Source organism: Stenotrophomonas sp. SORGH_AS_0321, from assembly GCF_031453215.1.
Classification (GTDB): domain Bacteria; phylum Pseudomonadota; class Gammaproteobacteria; order Xanthomonadales; family Xanthomonadaceae; genus Stenotrophomonas; species Stenotrophomonas chelatiphaga.
On record NZ_JAVIZG010000001.1, the window covers coordinates 1,963,577 to 1,979,408 of the forward strand.

Annotated in this window: 10 protein-coding genes and 1 pseudogene; 5 read left to right on the top strand and 6 right to left on the bottom strand. The window is 65.0% G+C overall.

The genetic code is table 11. From position 1 onward, the window contains the following. Nucleotides 1-99: 99 nt before the first annotated feature. Nucleotides 100-6,099, bottom strand: a complete 6,000-nt coding sequence (locus QE373_RS08525; RefSeq protein ID WP_309685472.1) for a YadA-like family protein — start codon at nucleotides 6,097-6,099, stop codon at nucleotides 100-102. A gap of 364 nt (nucleotides 6,100-6,463) precedes the next feature. Between QE373_RS08525 and QE373_RS08530 the strand changes: the two genes are divergently transcribed. Both QE373_RS08530 and QE373_RS08535 read left to right on the top strand, forming a co-directional pair. Next, on the top strand, nucleotides 6,464-6,733 hold the full coding sequence (locus QE373_RS08530; RefSeq protein WP_309685474.1) for a hypothetical protein: 270 nt from the start codon (nucleotides 6,464-6,466) through the stop codon (nucleotides 6,731-6,733). A gap of 751 nt (nucleotides 6,734-7,484) precedes the next feature. Then, nucleotides 7,485-8,258: a carbonic anhydrase family protein gene (locus tag QE373_RS08535; RefSeq protein ID WP_309685476.1), complete on the top strand. Its 774-nt coding sequence runs from the start codon at nucleotides 7,485-7,487 to the stop codon at nucleotides 8,256-8,258. Nucleotides 8,259-8,972: 714 nt separating this feature from the next. On the opposite strand, the gene QE373_RS08540 is transcribed toward QE373_RS08535, so the two are convergent. Genes QE373_RS08540 through QE373_RS08550 form a run of 3 tightly spaced genes read right to left on the bottom strand, consistent with a single transcriptional unit; the run spans nucleotide 8,973 to nucleotide 12,384 of the window. Beyond that, nucleotides 8,973-10,229 (bottom strand): DUF3526 domain-containing protein, encoded by a 1,257-nt coding sequence (locus QE373_RS08540; RefSeq protein ID WP_309685477.1) that lies wholly within the window; start codon nucleotides 10,227-10,229, stop codon nucleotides 8,973-8,975. Then, the gene (locus QE373_RS08545) at nucleotides 10,226-11,665 is read right to left on the bottom strand and encodes a DUF3526 domain-containing protein (RefSeq protein WP_309685479.1); all 1,440 of its coding nucleotides are present in this window, start codon (nucleotides 11,663-11,665) and stop codon (nucleotides 10,226-10,228) included. Before QE373_RS08545 ends, QE373_RS08540 begins: the two co-directional genes overlap by 4 nt. After that, nucleotides 11,662-12,384 (bottom strand): ABC transporter ATP-binding protein, encoded by a 723-nt coding sequence (locus tag QE373_RS08550; protein WP_309685481.1) that lies wholly within the window; start codon nucleotides 12,382-12,384, stop codon nucleotides 11,662-11,664. Before QE373_RS08550 ends, QE373_RS08545 begins: the two co-directional genes overlap by 4 nt. A 419-nt stretch (nucleotides 12,385-12,803) precedes the next feature. On the opposite strand from QE373_RS08550, the gene QE373_RS08555 reads away from it, so the two are divergent. Further along, nucleotides 12,804-13,382 carry a histidine phosphatase family protein gene (locus tag QE373_RS08555; protein ID WP_309685484.1) on the top strand — a complete coding sequence of 193 codons (579 nt, stop codon included), beginning with the start codon at nucleotides 12,804-12,806 and terminating at the stop codon, nucleotides 13,380-13,382. A gap of 123 nt (nucleotides 13,383-13,505) precedes the next feature. Here the strand turns inward: QE373_RS08555 and QE373_RS08560 are convergent, their stop codons facing one another. Further along, complete coding sequence (locus tag QE373_RS08560) at nucleotides 13,506-14,417, bottom strand: type II CAAX endopeptidase family protein (RefSeq protein ID WP_309685486.1); 912 nt, start codon at nucleotides 14,415-14,417, stop codon at nucleotides 13,506-13,508. A gap of 122 nt (nucleotides 14,418-14,539) precedes the next feature. Here QE373_RS08560 and QE373_RS08565 point away from each other — a divergent pair. Beyond that, nucleotides 14,540-14,671 (top strand): annotated as a pseudogene (locus QE373_RS08565) (IS30 family transposase); the annotation flags it as partial. Between the two features lie 60 nt (nucleotides 14,672-14,731). Here QE373_RS08565 and QE373_RS08570 read toward each other — a convergent pair. Further along, the gene (locus QE373_RS08570; RefSeq protein ID WP_309685489.1) at nucleotides 14,732-15,463 is read right to left on the bottom strand and encodes an SDR family oxidoreductase; all 732 of its coding nucleotides are present in this window, start codon (nucleotides 15,461-15,463) and stop codon (nucleotides 14,732-14,734) included. A gap of 154 nt (nucleotides 15,464-15,617) precedes the next feature. Between QE373_RS08570 and QE373_RS08575 the strand changes: the two genes are divergently transcribed. Continuing rightward, a complete protein-coding gene (locus QE373_RS08575) occupies nucleotides 15,618-15,812 on the top strand; it encodes a winged helix-turn-helix transcriptional regulator (protein ID WP_309685491.1) in 195 nt (64 codons plus the stop codon). The last annotated feature ends 20 nt before the right edge of the window (nucleotides 15,813-15,832 follow it).

Below are 15,832 nucleotides of genomic sequence, written 5' to 3' on the forward strand. Positions count from 1 at the left end.
TGTTCAGACCTTCCGTTGAGCAAAAAAAAGCCCGCAACCTTGCGGTTGCGGGCCTAGTTACTGCGGGCGGCTCAGCCGCCCGCAACTCCCTTCGCCTGGTTACCAGCTGAAGCCGGCACCTGCAGACACGCTCTGGTCGCTGCCACTGAACGCACCACCCAGCGAGACCGAAACGTTCTTCTTCTCGCCCAGGATGCGCTGGTAGCCCACCGCCAGTGCGCTGCGGCCGTTCTGCGAACCGATACCGGCACCCAAGCGGTTGTCACCGCTCAGGCCCGCGGTATTGATCGCCATGCCGGCGTAGGCCGCGCTGATTGCACCCATGCGATCAATGCGCTTGTCCACGGCCTGGAAGCGGCTGTTGCTCCATTCACGTTCCTGTTCGAAGCGGTCGTTCATCTGACCCAGGTTCACCGCATCGGTGCGCTCAACACCGGCGGCCACGTTGGTGATGCGACGCTCCGCACCCGGCGCGCCCACCGACACTTCCCTGTCGCCAGCCGCCACCGAACCGCTGCCAATGGCAACCGAATCGCTGCCCGTGGCCGAGGAACCATCACCGATGGCCACCGAGCGATCACCGTCGGCCTTGCCGCCGCCGATCTCCACCGAGCCTTCGCCGGCACCCGGGGCCACAATGCCGCTGCCACCGCCGCCGCTGCCGCCGCCGTTGCCACCGCCGTTGCCGGCCTCGATGACGCCGACACGGCCGTCGAGCGCGGTCCACTTCGCTTCCCAGTTCGCGTTCATCTGGAACAGCTGGCCACCGTTGACCGCTTCCATGCTGCCAGCGCCGATCAGGCCGTTGGCCAGGTTGCCGATCACGGTACCGTGGGTACCGCCCAGGGTAGCGCGGGCCAGGTCCACACCGTCATAGGTCAGCACGCTCAGCGTCTGGCCGCTGACCGGATCGATCGCACCGGCTGCACGCAGCTGGGCGATGGTCACCACGTCATGGTCGTCGGTACCGTTGGCCACACCGCTGAGGCGACGTGCGCCGTCGGTACCGGTCACGTCGACCACGGTGCCACCCTGCGCGGCAGCCACCTGCACGTTGCTGGTGGTCGGGTCGATGGTGACCAGACCAGCCGTACCGTTGGACAGGTTGTTCACCACGGTGCTCAGGTTGGTCACATTGCCTTCGGTGGTGGTCAGGCGGCCATCAATGTTGACGATGGAGGATTCCGTCGAAGCCACGCGGTCGTTGGTTTCCGACAGCTGCGAGCCGTTGACGGCGTCATTGCTGCCCGCCGCCACTTCGCCGTCGGCCACGCCCACCAGCTTGCGGGCACCGTCGGTGCCAGCCAGGTTCACCGTGTTGCCACCCAGCGCGGAGGCCACGTTCACGGTGCTGGTCGGTTCGTCGAAGGTGACGATGCCGGCACTGCCCGCGTTCAGGTCCTGCAGCTGCTGGTTGATGTTGGTGATGCTGGTGGAGTTGCCGGTCACGCGGCCATCCAGATCGGTCAGCGAGGTATCCACCGCGTTGAAGGTGTCGCCGATGCTGGAGTAGCTGTCACCACCGATGGTGAAGGTCGGTGCCGACACGGTACCGTCGGCGTTGACCACCGAACCACCGCCAATGGCGGCTGCCACCGATTCAGCAGTGCCGTGCAGCTGCGAGCCGTTGACGGCGTCATTGCTGCCCGCCGCCACTTCGCCGTCGGCCACGCCCACCAGCTTGCGGGCACCGTCGGTGCCAGCCAGGTTCACCGTGTTGCCACCCAGCGCGGAGGCCACGTTCACGGTGCCGTTAGGTTCGTCGAAGGTGACGATGCCGGCACTGCCCGCGTTCAGGTCCTGCAGCTGCTGGTTGATGTTGGTGATGCTGGTGGAGTTGCCGGTCACGCGGCCATCCAGATCGGTCAGCGAGGTATCCACCGCGTTGAAGGTGTCGCCGATGCTGGAATAGCTGTCACCACCGATGGTGAAGGTCGGTGCCGACACGGTACCGTCGGCGTTGACCACCGAACCACCGCCAATGGCGGCTGCCACCGATTCAGCAGTGCCGTGCAGCTGCGAGCCGTTGATGGCGTCGGTGCTGGTGGCACTGACATCACCGGCCTTCACGTTGCTGATGGTGGTGCCGTCGGCGCCTTCCAGGTTCAGGGCACCCTTGCCGGCATCGGCGTACGCCACGGCCAGCGGGTTGGCGCCACCGCCACCACCGTTGTCAGCCACATAGCTGCGCAGCTGGCCATAGTTCACCGCGTCGGTATCGGCGGTGCCTTGGGCAACGTTGATGATCTGGCGCTGCTGCGTGCTGGTACCCACCGAGACGACGTTGGTACGGTCTGCCAGCGAACCGGCACCCAGGGCCACCGAGTTCACACCAGCAGCGGTGACGGATGCGCCACGGCCGAACGCGACCGAGTTGGTTGCCGCTGCAGCGACATTCGCCGTTGCACCGATGGCAATGGCGTTGTCGGACAGGGCCTGCGAGGTGTTGCCCAAGGCCACTGCGTTGGTGCCGGTAGCGTTGGCGTTGAAGCCGCTGGCCACCGCGTTGCTGCCCGCAGCCACCGTGCCATTGCCGAGGGCGACCGCATTGGTGCCCGAGGCCTGTGCAACACCCATGGCCAGCGCGCCATCGGCGGTCGCCTTGGAGTCCGCACCCAGCGCCAGGGCTTGGGTGCCGCTGGCTTCGGAAGAGGCACCGATGGCGGCGGACATGCTGCCCGTAGCCTTGGAACCCACGCCCACGGCCACGCCGTAGCTGTTGGCAGCCACTTCCGCCGCGTCCGAGCCGGCCGGGGCGTCAACCTTGACGTAGGTGTCGTCCACCGCCGCCATGGTGCCGGCGCTGCTCAGGGCCGAGATACGGTTGTTGACATCCGCCAGGGCGCCGGCAGTGCTGCTCTCCACGCCGCTGACCAGATCGTTGACCTGGCCGACGGTGGCACCGTCGGTACGCGCCTGGCCGTCAGCCATGTTGGTGATGCGGCGAACCAGGGTCGCATTACCCAGCGAAACCGTGTTCGCCTGGTTGGCTACCGAGTTGATGCCCAGCGCCACAGAACCCAGGCCGGTGGCCGTGGCCGCCGTGCCCGCACCGCGACCGGCGAAGAACGGGTTGGCGGTGGCCGCAGTCAGCTGGCTCACGTTCACCGCGTCGGTGGCATCCACGCCGTTCGCCACGTTCCGCAGGCGAACCGCACCGCCGCCATTGCCCAGGGTCACCGAGCCGAAGTTCGGAGTGCCGTCGGCATTCTTGTCGTAGGTCACGGCGGCGAGGGTATCGCCGTCGTCGTCCACCAGGCCACTGCCGGCCAGCTGGTCGGCCAGGTCACCGATGGCGGTGTTGTTGGCATTGGTACGGCCATCCAGGTTGGTCAGTGCATCGCCCACGTTGGTGTGCGCTGCGCCGCCGACGTTGTACGACGGAGCGGTAACAGTGCCGTCGGCAGCCACGGTCGAGCCACCGCCCAGGCCAGCCGCCACCGAAGTCGCATTGGCGTGCAGCTGGGCGCCATTGATGGCGTCGGTGCTGGTCGCGTTGACGGCACCGGCGGCCACGTTGCTCACACGCACGGCGGTGCCGGCTTCGCCCAAGGTCACCGAGGCACGGTTCGGGGTGCCGTCGGCATTCTTGTCGTAGGTCACGGCGGCGAGGGTATCGCCGTCGTCGTCCACCAGGCCACTGCCGGCCAGCTGGTCGGCCAGGTCACCGATGGCGGTGTTGTTGGCATTGGTACGGCCATCCAGGTTGGTCAGTGCATCGCCCACGTTGGTGTGCGCCGCGCCGCCGACGTTGTACGACGGAGCGGTAACAGTGCCGTCGGCAGCCACGGTCGAGCCGCCGCCCAGGCCAGCCGCCACCGAAGTCGCATTGGCATGCAGCTGGGCGCCATTGATGGCGTCGGTGCTGGTCGCGTTGACCGCACCAGCGGCCACGTTGCTCACACGCACGGCGGTGCCGGCTTCGCCCAAGGTCACCGAGGCACGGTTCGGGGTGCCGTCGCCATTCTTGTCGTAGGTCACGGCGGCGAGGGTATCGCCGTCGTCGTCCACCAGGCCACTGCCGGCCAGCTGGTCGGCCAGGTCACCGATGGCGGTGTTGTTGGCATTGGTACGGCCATCCAGGTTGGTCAGCGCATCGCCCACGTTGGTGTGCGCTGCGCCGCCGACGTTGTACGACGGAGCGGTAACAGTGCCGTCGGCAGCCACGGTCGAGCCGCCGCCCAGGCCAGCCGCCACCGAAGTCGCATTGGCGTGCAGCTGGGCGCCATTGATGGCGTCGGTGCTGGTCGCGTTGACCGCACCAGCGGCCACGTTGCTCACACGCACGGCGGTGCCGGCTTCGCCCAAGGTCACCGAGGCACGGTTCGGGGTGCCGTCGCCATTCTTGTCGTAGGTCACGGCGGCGAGGGTATCGCCGTCGTCGTCCACCAGGCCACTGCCGGCCAGCTGGTCGGCCAGGTCACCGATGGCGGTGTTGTTGGCATTGGTACGGCCATCCAGGTTGGTCAGTGCATCGCCCACGTTGGTGTGCGCCGCGCCGCCGACGTTGTACGACGGAGCGGTAACAGTGCCGTCGGCAGCCACGGTCGAGCCGCCGCCCAGGCCAGCCGCCACCGAAGTCGCATTGGCATGCAGCTGGGCGCCATTGATGGCGTCGGTGCTGGTCGCGTTGACGGCGCCAGCGGCCACGTTGCGGATGGTGGTGCCGTCGGCACCGGCCAGGTTGACGGTATCCTTGTCGTCATCTGCGTAGGCCACCGCCAGCGGGTTGCCGCCGTTGTCGGCCACATAGGTGCGCAGCTGGCTCAGGTTCACCGCATCGTTGTCTGCAGTACCCGCTGCCACGTTGATGATCTGGCGACCCTGCGTGGCGCTGCCCACCGAAACGGCATTGCCGCGATCGGCGACCGAACCGGCGCCCAGGGCGACCGAGCCCACGCCCGCTGCAGCAACGCTGGCGCCACGGCCCAGCGCCACAGCATTGGTCGCAGCCGCCGCGACGCTGGCGGTCGAGCCGATGGCAACGGCATTTTCCGAGCGTGCCTGCGATGTGTTGCCGAAGGCAACGGCATTGGTGCCGGTGGCATTGGCATTGAAGCCCGAGGCCACTGCATTGTTACCAGAGGCCACGGTGCCGTTGCCCAGTGCAACTGCATTGACCGCCGAGGCCTGCGAGGAACCCATGGCCAGCGTGCCATCGGCGGTCGCCTTGGCGTCAGCGCCCAGTGCCAGCGCCTGCGTGCCAGTGGCTTCCGAAGCGGCACCGAAGGCGGCCGACAGGCTGCCGGTCGCGGTGGCGCCCACGCCGATGGCCACACCGTAGGTGTCGGCACCCACAACGGCCGATTCCGAGCCCGCCGGTGCATCGACCTTCACGTAGGCATCATCCACCGCCGCCATTGTTCCAACGCTGCTCAGCGAGGAGATCTTGGTGTTGACGTCGTCCAGCGCCTGCTGGGTGCTCAGGGTCGCGCCGCCCACCAGATCATTGAGCTGGCCCACGGTGGCGGCGTCGGTACGCGCGGTGCCGTCGCCGACATTGGTAATGCGGCGACGCAGGCCGGTATCCGAATTGCCCACCGAAACGGTGTTGGCACCGTTGGCCAGCGAACCGGCGCCCAGGGCCACCGAATTCAGGCTGGTGGCACGCGCCGGGTTGGCGGTCGGGCCATTGCCCGCGAAGTAGGGATTCTCTGCCGGGGCGACGCTGGCAATGGCGGTGTTCATCTGGTCCAGGTTGACCGCGTCGGTGCCGTCGGTACCGGCGGCCACGTTCTTCAGCTGTACCGGCGCGCTGCCGCTGGCATCACCGAAGGTGACACGGCTGTAGTTGGTGCTGCCATCGGCATTGCGGCCATAGGTCACCGCGGCAATGGCGTTGCCCTCGTCGTCCACCAGGCCACTGCCGGCCAGCTGGTCGGCCAGGTCACCGATGGCGGCGTTGTTGGCAGTGGTACGGCCATCGAGGTTGGTCAGTGCATCGCCCAGGTTGGTGCGCGCTGCGCCGCCGATGTTGTAGCTCGGGCCGGTGACGGCGCCGGTGGTCGGGTTGATGCTGGCACCACCGCCCAGTCCGGCCACGACAGGGGCCAGCTGGTTGAGGTTGACGGCATCGGTACCGGCGGTACCGGCGGCCATGTTGACGATGCGGCGCTGGGTGGTGGCGTTGCCGACCGAAACCGTGCCCGCTGCATCAGCTACCGAGCTGTAACCTATAGCTACACTGTCCGTGGCAGTTTCAACAACAGACGCTGAACGTCCCAATGCGACTGAATTCGTGCCTTGCGCACGGGACCGCATCCCGTACGCAGTACCCCCATCTGCTGCTGATGCTTGGTAGCCCATAGCCGCAGCATTGCTAAGTGCAGTTGCATTCTCACCAAATACCACAGCCGTCACCCCGGCCGACGCAGCGCGCCCAATTGATACGGAGCCCGAGCCTGCGCTGGCAGGACCTTCAACCGACGAGCCGGGAGTATAGCGGACGCCATGTGCCATGTAAGTGTCATTGATCGCCATGACCCCAACACCACCCGACATCGGCGCCATCAGGGTGTTCGCTTCACAACGCAGGCCATCGGCCGAAATGCTCTCGTTGATCGCACACTGCAGCGACGCCGGAGAATCGGCAGCCATCGCGGCGCCGGCCGGCAGAGCCATGGCAACGGCCATGGCCGAAGCCAGGCGGGTACGGCTCTTCTTGCCGCGCGAGGCGGTCAGCTCCGAGGCTACCGCCCAGGTGCCGGTCGATACGTTGAAGATCAACTTGTAAATAGTATTCATCAGGGAAGTTCCCAAAAGTGCGCGGGTTCGGCCTGCGCAGGGGTGAGAGAGGGGGCCTTGCTTCCAGAAGGGTTCTCCGGAGTGGAGTCATCTTCGATGTCCGTCACCCCCCATCCCATCGGACCCGGCCTAAATGCGTCGACCTGCGTGCCGCGCCTGAATCTGCCCTCAGCCGCGCCTTGAGTGGCGAGCCCCATGGCGCCAAATCAGATCGGTCCGATGGGCGGGGTGGGGAGGTCAGCAGTGCGAGCGGTTCGATCCGCCACCTGTCCCGAGGTCTTGCCACAGTCCGCTTCCAGCGGCCGCAACTGCAGCGACGGAGCCGCCGCAATGAACGGGTACTCCCTATTGCGCTTCGGCGCGGGGGAGCGAGGACGAACGGCCGCAGCTGTAGTCCGGCACGCACGCGCTCACCGGCTGGCTTTGAGCCTCCCGAGGACTGACTTCCGCAGCGGTGCCGGTGGTGGGCAAAAACGGCTCACATCGGCGTCAGTGTGCTGGGACTTGTGCGCTGACGGGGTGCGGGTTCCGGCGCTCCGTCGTCCGGCATCGGTACGGGTACTGGATGAACTAAGTCGCGTCCTATGGAGCGAGGTGACGCAACAGCCCACCATCTGGCCACGCGCCCCCTAGGCGATGACGGCCGAGAGAGCCAGCCAATGCGGTCGGGTTCTGCCCACCCTCGCATGCTCGCCCACCGGTAGCGCACCTTATCCTCCAGCAAAGGTTAATACATCCCGATGTGTACCGTCCTGTTCCGCGTTATTACCGGAAGCCTATTGGCTGCCGCCAGTCTATCGATGCACGCCAGCGCGGACGAGCATGCGCCACACTGGGGCTACGAAAAGATCGTCACGCCTGGCGACTGGGCCGAGCTGGCGCCGGCCTGCGCGGGAACCCTGCAATCGCCGATCGACCTGCGCCCGGGGAGTGCCTCGCATGGCCAGCCGCATGCCCTTCATGCCAATTATTCTGAACAATATTTTTCCGTGTTCAACAACGGCCACACCCTGCAGGCATCGCCCTTGCAGAAGCAGCAGGGCGGGGTAGACATCGATGGCGAGCACTACGCACTCATGCAGTTCCACGTGCACACGCCCAGCGAGCACTTCGTTGATGGAAAGCCGCACGCAATGGAGCTGCACATGGTGCACGCCCGCGATGACGGGAAGACCGCAGTTGTGGCAGTGTTCTTCGACGTGGGGGCACCGAACGTAGCGCTGGCCGAACTGTTCGAACGCTTGCCGGTTGAGCTGGCATCGCCGGGTATGAAGGTGGAGCTGCAGCAGCCGATGCAGCTGGCTTCGCTGCTGCCGCATAACCCGACCGGCTTGCGCTACGTTGGCTCGCTGACCACGCCGCCGTGCACCGAGGGCGTGCTCTGGAACATCGAACTCACGCCGCAGACAATCTCCCAGCAGCAGCTTGATGCGTTGCGCAGCGTCTATCCGCACAACGCCCGGCCATTGCAGTCGTTCAATGCCCGCGTGGTCAGCGAAGAGTCGTTTGAGTAGGGCGGCGCCCGATGGTAGTGCCGGCCGCTGGCCGGCAAGCCTGAAGTCCATCAGATGCGGCCTTTAGGGGTGACCAGCCGGCCATCCTTAAAGGCAAAACCGGCCCAGGGGCCGGTCAGCTTGCGATCACGCATACTGCCTGCGGTGCAACGGGGCGGCGGAGTCTGTCTCATCCGATGAGACAGCCATGCGAGCCACGAACATAATATACATTATGCGCAATCATGTAGGCGTCGTAGGGCTGCGTTTGTGGGCTCTGGGTGGCATTGGATCAACCTTTGGATCGGCTCTTGCTTCCCTCCGGATCTACTTACAAGTGTTCGGGGGCAGACAATTCTGCGCCGTTGAGGCGGAGGTTATGGTTCACGAGGTAGACATTCTTGGGCCGCCGCAATCCATCGCAGAAATTTCTGGGTGCTAGTTGTCTGGTTGAACAAAGTTCCGCCCTTTGATCGCCTGGGAGCGCCGCGTCCAAATGCATCCCTCTGGATCGCAGAGTGCAGCCATCCAGCCCTAAGTCTGCGTTAGATCTGGGGCTTACGCGGTTAAAGTTCCTGCAAATTCTCTCGATCTGGGGACTAGAATTGTGGTGCCACAAGGTCGGTGCGTGGACCATGGGCACCGTGCGCCATCGAGTTGCCCTGCTGTCCACTGCGCACCGCCTCAAGCAAGTGGCCAATCCCTGCGAGCAGCCGCCAAACGCCCGGAGTGGCTTCACTCCCCAGGTTCGAACGGGGGTACCCGATCATAGTCGCTCTTCACGAACGGCTTGTCAGTGAACAGGTAACCGTAGAAGAACTGCCGCAGCCTTTCGTGATAGCGACGAATGCGGTCCTGGTATGCCAGATGGGCCTGCATGTCCGTCCCTGCCATGCGGGTCAGCGCGACCTGCAGGCCTACCGAAGGCAGTACCCAACCCACTGCCGCGGCGGCGGCGTTGCGGCGTTCGATGCCATCTCGGTACGCGGCCACCAAGGGCGCAACCTGGTCATCGCCGTTCTGATGGAAGGCCAGGTACCACTTGTAGTGGAACGCATCGCCAAGCGGCGCCGAATCACGCCATTGCGGATGGCTGGCATAGAACTGCTGCATGGTCCGGTCGCGGGGAATATCCCAGGCGCCGTTCACCGCCTCGCGCTGCGCCCGCGCGATGGTGGCCCCCTGCTCTACCGGAATCGCCCGCTCGATCCCCACATTGGCCAGTGCCGGGGCGACCAAGGCAAGCACCACCCAGCATGAGGCGAGCGCCGCCGCATTGACCCCGGAATTCCAGGCGCGACGGGAGATCAACAGGCACAGCACCACCCAGAACAGCAGGCAGGCGGCAGCCAGTGCCAGCACCGCCAGGATCTGGCCCGCCGGCACGCCTTGGCTGATGGCCACGACCACAAAAGGAACGCCCACGCACAACCACAGCGCCAGCCCGCGCATTATCGAGCGCCGCAGGTAGAGCCAGCGGGTCCGGAATGGCAGGCTGCGCAGCATGCGTTCCCGGCCGGATTCTGTCTCGGAGGAGCGCAGATCATGCAGCAGTGCAATGACGAACAACGGCAGCAGGAAGGTCAGCAGAAACGAGAAATCAAAGCGGCCCGCCAGCGCCAGTTCCGGATTGAAGGTATCGCCATCGTGGATCTGGGCTTCCAGCCCCAACGCACGCACGCGCAGCATGATGGGTGCCACATCGCGCATGCCCACCGCCGCAAACGCCAGCGGCGACGGTGGGTTCCAAGTCGGCTGGAAGCTATAGTACGCGGCAGTGCCTGCGTCAACCGAATCACCATGGGCTGACACGACGGCCGCCGTGTCCTCCGCATGCAGCGCGCCGATGCGTGCAATCGCCTCGCGCTGGCTGTCGATGCGCTGCACACCGGAAAGCAGACTTGCGGTGGTCAGCACCAGCAGCAGGACCATTGAGCCTGCCGCTACCTTGGAGCGCAGCAGCAGCTTCAGATCGTAGTACCACGGCTTCATCGAATCACTCCCAGGCGGCGCGACATGACGCCGAGCAGCAGCAGCGCCGCAGTCAACCAGCCCGCCAGCACCAGCAGCGGCGCCAGCAGCGATGCAAGCACGGTGGAGGTGCCCTGCGAACGGAATTCAAAGTGTGGAATTTTCTCCCATTGGGAGCTGTCCACCCGCTTGCGCTGGTCGGCGCCTGCATCCTTGGCGGTGTCATCGGCGTACGACACTTCATCGGCCTGCATCTGGTTGAGCTGCTGGACGAGCTGGTAACGGTGCTGCTCGGCCTGGTCCAGGAAGCCCAGGTGTGCGCGCAGGTCGGTTGCTGCCGCCGCCATGGACAGCTGCCGGATCGCCAGCACCGGGCTGAGTACCGCAAAGCCGGCCACCAAGCGGTTCTGCCGGTGTTGGATCGCGGCGGCGTCGGCCGCATAGCGGTTGAACAGCGATGAGCTCAGCCGCTCGCCCTCCACGGCCAGCAGGCCCTTGTAGTTCACCGGCAGATCCTCGATACGGGTGACGCCATACTGGTCCAGCACGCGCTGCCGGAAGGCCGCGAAGTACGGGTCGTTGGCATCGTGGCTATCACCCAGTGCGCGCAGATCACGCGCGAGGCTCACCTCGTTGTGCAGGCGGTCCGGCAGCGGAAACGCCGCGTAGGCCAGATCCGGCGCAATACGCGGCACCAGCAGCGCCATCACCGCCCAGCCGCCGATCAGGGCCAGCAGCGCGTCCCGGCGCTGGCTCATCATCGACGACACGACGGTGATCAGCACGCACCAGGCGGCAAGGTAGAGGGTGTAACCCAGCATGACGGTGAGCGCCACAGGCAGGGTTCCGGGGCTGCCCCATGCGAGCGCTGCCAGGCCCAAGAAGGCCGGTAGCAGGAACAGCGCAGAAATCACGAGCAGCGCGGCGAGCTTCCCACCCAGGATGCTGCGGCCGCTGGCCCCCTGCAGCATGAGCTGCCTCAAGGTGCCGCTCTGCCGCTCTTGGGCGAGCGTGGCATGCCCGAGGAACACCAGCATCAGCGGCGCCAGGATCTGCAGCGCGAAAGCTGGCGTGAGCTGGCCGAATCGGGTCAGGATGGAGTTCTGCATCACGTCGCCGAAGTTGGCGGTGTTCTGCCGGTGGCCCTCCAGAAACATGCTGCTGCCGGTGAACGGATCCACCCCGGGATCGAACGCTGCCAGCGCGGCCGGCAGCCGGTAGACGAAATGCCCGTAGTGCACTACGCGATGCGGGTGGCGATCGGGCTGGGCATCGAAAGCGTCCTGTGCGGCGGCCTGTTGGCGGGCCCGGTGCTCTGCGGCGGCCTGCATGTGGTGGAGCGAGACCACCGTCGCAGTGATCGTCAGCAGCGTCATCAACACGATGCCCGCCAGCGCCGTGCGTTGCCGCACCAGCCCGCGCAGCTCGTTCTTCATCACCGACAACGCCCCCCTCATGCCTGGCGCTCCCGGCCAGTGAAGTGGGCGTGCAATGCATTGAGGTCGAAGTCCTGGCGTTCCACCTCATGGACGATGCGGCCGTGATCGAGCACCCCGATCCGGTCAGCCACTTCCGCAGCGCCCAGCAGGTCGTGGGTCACCATCAGCACGGCGGTGCCGCGCGCGCGCACCGGCTCCAGCAGCGCGTGGAAATCGGCACTCGCGCCCGGGTCCAGCCCGGAGGTGGGCTCGTCCAGCAACAGTACGGGTACCTTGCGCATCAAGGCGATGGCAATGGCAACCTTCTGCCGCATGCCCTTGGAGAACCCGGCCAGGCGTTGATTCCACGCCGCTTCCTGCAGGCCGGCGGCGCGCAGTGCCTCGCAGATGGCCTCGGACGGTTGCCGCAACCCGCTCAGGGAAAGCAGGTAGTCCGCGTTTTCCACCGCGCTCAGGTGTTCATAGAGCGCAACGTTTTCCGGCAGGTACGCCAGCTGCGAACGTGCACGCTCCGGCGCTTCCCACGGGGTGATGCCGGCAACGTGCACGGTGCCGGATGTGGGCCGGGTAAACCCCAGAAGCACCGACAGCGTCGTCGACTTGCCCGCACCGTTGCCGCCCAGCAACGCGTAGATGCTGCCCGCGTGTACCTGGAGCGCAAGCCCAGAGAGCACGGTCTTCGAGGGGAAGGAAACGGACAGTCCGTTGATGTCGATGATGGGAGCGTTGACGGACACGTGGGCTCGCCCTGAGGGAAGGGATGGAAGCCTACCATGTAATGTTATGACATTGCGCTAAGGTTGTTGACGCAACATTTGGGTGCATACGCAACCGGCCCTAGCCACCACAGCACGGGTGAAGCGTTGACCGTAGGGCCGACGCCCCTACACCTCCTACAATGCGAGCCGGGACACGCAGAGGGGGTCGTATGGAACGCGAACGGCATGAGCCGACATTTGACAGACAGGAAATGGCGGAAGCGCGTGATCTCGAAGCTGTAATGCCGCGCAGTGTGAGGCTCAGTGCACCAGCGGAACAGTATGCCCCCCTGCCCTTGAGGCCTGGCGAACGTTGCATCTCAGGACATCGGCTGAAGCGCATAGAGGGTGGCTGGCGGGACGTACCTGACCAACCGTGCTGACACAGCACATAAACGATGATCATCTTCGTACGACACGCACAAAGCGCTGCCAATGCAGGCCAGTCAACAGAAAGCCCTGACAGCATTGCCCTGACCGAAGCAGGTATCCAACAAGCAGCCGCGTTCGCAAGGGCGTGGCCACGCCGGCCGAGCCGGATTCTGAGCTCTCCCTATCTACGTGCAATGCAGACTGCCCAGCCTCTGGCGTCCAAGTTCAACTTGAAGGTCATGACGGCGCCGGTGCAGGAGTTCACTTACCTGTGTCCTGCCAAGTGCGCCGGCACCACCGCTGCGGAACGTCGGTCCTGGGTAGCTGAGTATTGGAAGGCAAGTGCCCCGGATTTCCGTGATGGACCTGAAGCAGAGACCTTCAGAGAGTTTGTCGAACGCACGAAGGGTGCGCTGCAACTGGTGAGGGGCCTTGGCTCCAGAATGGTCGTTGTGTTCTGCCACGGGCAGTTCATGCAGATGGTGCGATGGCTGGGCGCGGATCCACTACGTGTCATTGATCCCAGCGCCATGCGTGCTTTCAGGTCTGTCGACCTGGAGCACCCGATCCATCATTGCGAACAGTATCAATTGCCAGGTGACTGATCGGCCAGAAGGCGCCGCTCAAGCTCCTGGACATATGGGCAATCCGCATCCGTCTGCAGCTTCGCAGCAACCTTCGTTTCGGGGGCGCCGCGCCGGACGGGGCGAGCGGCCCGGGCAGTGGCGTTACCCGCGGGTCGGCGAGAAGTTCTGAGCATCGCGCGTCTTTCGCCACTGGATCCACGCGATCGCGATGACGAGGAAGACGCTGCACAGATAACTGCCTTCCGGTCCTTGCGCGCCACCGGTCAGGGTGTCGAGGCCTTGCGGGCGCAGCGCCACCAGCAGCGCCGGCAAGTGCGCATCCATGCCGGTGACGGGCAGTTCGAAGCCGGTCGCGAGCAACCAGTTCCACCCCGTGTGCCAGCCCATCACGCCCCAGATATTGCCGGTCCGCAGCGCCCAGGCGCAGGCGAACAGCGAGAACAGGAACGTGCTGAGCATGACCCGGGGCGGCTGGTGCGGACTGAAATGCAGGAAGCAGAAAACGAGCGAAACCAGCAGCACTGCCACCGCGACATTGGTCTTGCGCGCCACCGCCGACAGCATCCAGCCGCGGAAGATGACTTCCTCCACGCTCGCCTGGAACATGAAACTCAATAGCAGCAGACCGATATGCAGCAGACTGACGGGCGACCGCCAGGCCTCCCCCACGCCCGCCGCCTGCATGCCGCCAGCCATCCAGATCGCGACTACGACCAGCGCGATCGTGCCGAATCCAACGGCCAGTCCGCGCAGGAAGGTTTTCAGGGGCGCCGGACCGGTCAGCCCGATACTCGCCAGCGAGCGCTGTTCGACGAAGCGTACCCAGGCGAGCACGGCCACCAGCGTCGGCGCGAAGCCGATCCATAGCAGCGCATGCAAGCCAGCGAGGCCGATCGGATCGCCGCTCGGCGTCGACCAATGCTGCGACTGCATCCACCCGTCCAGCGCGATCACCGGTACCGCGTTGAACAGGATCATCATGATCGGCGTCAGCCAGGCCCAGGGCAGCCAGCCGCGGGCCGGATCGGGCGAATACAGGGTAACGGGGGCCATGCGGGGCTCCAGGTCGACGTGATCGCCGCTGCAAGTTGCCATCCGCGCGGGGGGCGTGGCAACGCGTTTGCGACCAAGCCACAGCAGCCGCCGATGAAACATCCGGATCGCCGACGAAATGGCGCTGAGTCGCATCGATGCTGAGCCGCGCTCCCTCCAGGATCAGCCGGGAGATCGGGCGCAACGGAGGCATCGACCACTACCGGGCGAGCCATACCGACCGAGCGGCTTGGGACCGGGCACACCGCGCCAAGGCGCTGCATCCCACGCTGGATAAGGTGGCTTCGCACGGTGCTGGCTAACCCGTTTAGTCCCTATATCTGGCCCATGCCTCCATCCACGCACAATTCCACACCTGTTATGAAGCTCGACTCGTCGCTGAGAAGGAACAACGTCGCAGAGGCGACTTCGTCGGGCCTGGCCATTCGGCCGAGAAGAATGGGGGCGATGATTGATCTGCGCACCTCATCAGGGACTCGCGCCATCATCTCCGTATCTGTAGGCCCTGGCGCCACCACGTTGATGCGGATGCCACGGGGGGCCAATTCTGCCGCCCATGTGCGGGCATACGAGCGAAGGGCCGCTTTCGTTGCGGCGTACGTTCCGTAGTTCGGGATGCCGAGTGAGCTCGCTACCGAGCCCATCAGCACCACCGCTGCGCCCTCTTGAAGCAGGCCGAGGGCTTTCTGCAGGCCAAAGATCTGGGCGCGCACGTTCACCGAAAAGTGTCGGTCAAAGTGTTCTTCGGTCACTTCGGCAAGCGATGCCGGCTCACTCAGGCCTGCATTCAGTACGAGGGCGTCGAGGCGAGTGAACTGGCTGCCAATCTCACTCATTATCCGATCGATGTCTTCACGGACGCTTGCATCGGCGAAGATGCCACGGCCACCTGGGCCTATTGCTGCGACGCCCTCCTCCACCTGCTTGCGGTCTCGCCCGGTCATGAACACCGTTGCGCCCTCCGCAGCGATCCGAGCAGCCACTGCCAAGCCAATGCCCCTTGCACCGCCGACGACCAGGGCAACTTTCCCTTCCATCTTCTTCATTCGTGAGCACCTGTAAAAACCAAGAGTGCTGCTAAGATATACGCTGTAAATCAAGTATCAAGAACGCACCATGACTAACCTAGATATACGTGCTCATACCTGTTCGGCTGAAAGCTCTGCGAAAGTCCTCTCCGACATGGCGCAGGTTCGACCGATGCTGGAGAAGATCGCGGACAAATGGACGATCATGATTCTTACCGTGATCTGCCCAAAACCGTCCCGCTTCAACGAGATCAAGCGCCGATTGGACGGAATCACCCACAAGTCTCTCGCAGATGCGCTTAAGGAAGATCTGAACAAATCTGCACCAAATCCGATGGTAGTGCCGGCCGCTGGCTGGCAAGCTTGAGGTCCATCAGACACACGTTG

Excerpts from the sequence above, each read along its gene's own strand:
- QE373_RS08540 (WP_309685477.1), bottom strand. The coding sequence starts at position 10,229 with ATGAAGCCGTGGTACTACGATCTGAAGCTGCTGCTGCGCTCCAAGGTA.
- QE373_RS08555 (WP_309685484.1), top strand. The coding sequence starts at position 12,804 with ATGATCATCTTCGTACGACACGCACAAAGCGCTGCCAATGCAGGCCAG.
- QE373_RS08570 (WP_309685489.1), bottom strand. The coding sequence starts at position 15,463 with ATGAAGAAGATGGAAGGGAAAGTTGCCCTGGTCGTCGGCGGTGCAAGG.
- QE373_RS08545 (WP_309685479.1), bottom strand. The coding sequence starts at position 11,665 with ATGAGGGGGGCGTTGTCGGTGATGAAGAACGAGCTGCGCGGGCTGGTG.
- QE373_RS08525 (WP_309685472.1), bottom strand. The coding sequence starts at position 6,099 with ATGGCCGCCGGTACCGCCGGTACCGATGCCGTCAACCTCAACCAGCTG.
- QE373_RS08575 (WP_309685491.1), top strand. The coding sequence starts at position 15,618 with ATGCTGGAGAAGATCGCGGACAAATGGACGATCATGATTCTTACCGTG.
- QE373_RS08535 (WP_309685476.1), top strand. The coding sequence starts at position 7,485 with ATGTGTACCGTCCTGTTCCGCGTTATTACCGGAAGCCTATTGGCTGCC.
- QE373_RS08560 (WP_309685486.1), bottom strand. The coding sequence starts at position 14,417 with ATGGCCCCCGTTACCCTGTATTCGCCCGATCCGGCCCGCGGCTGGCTG.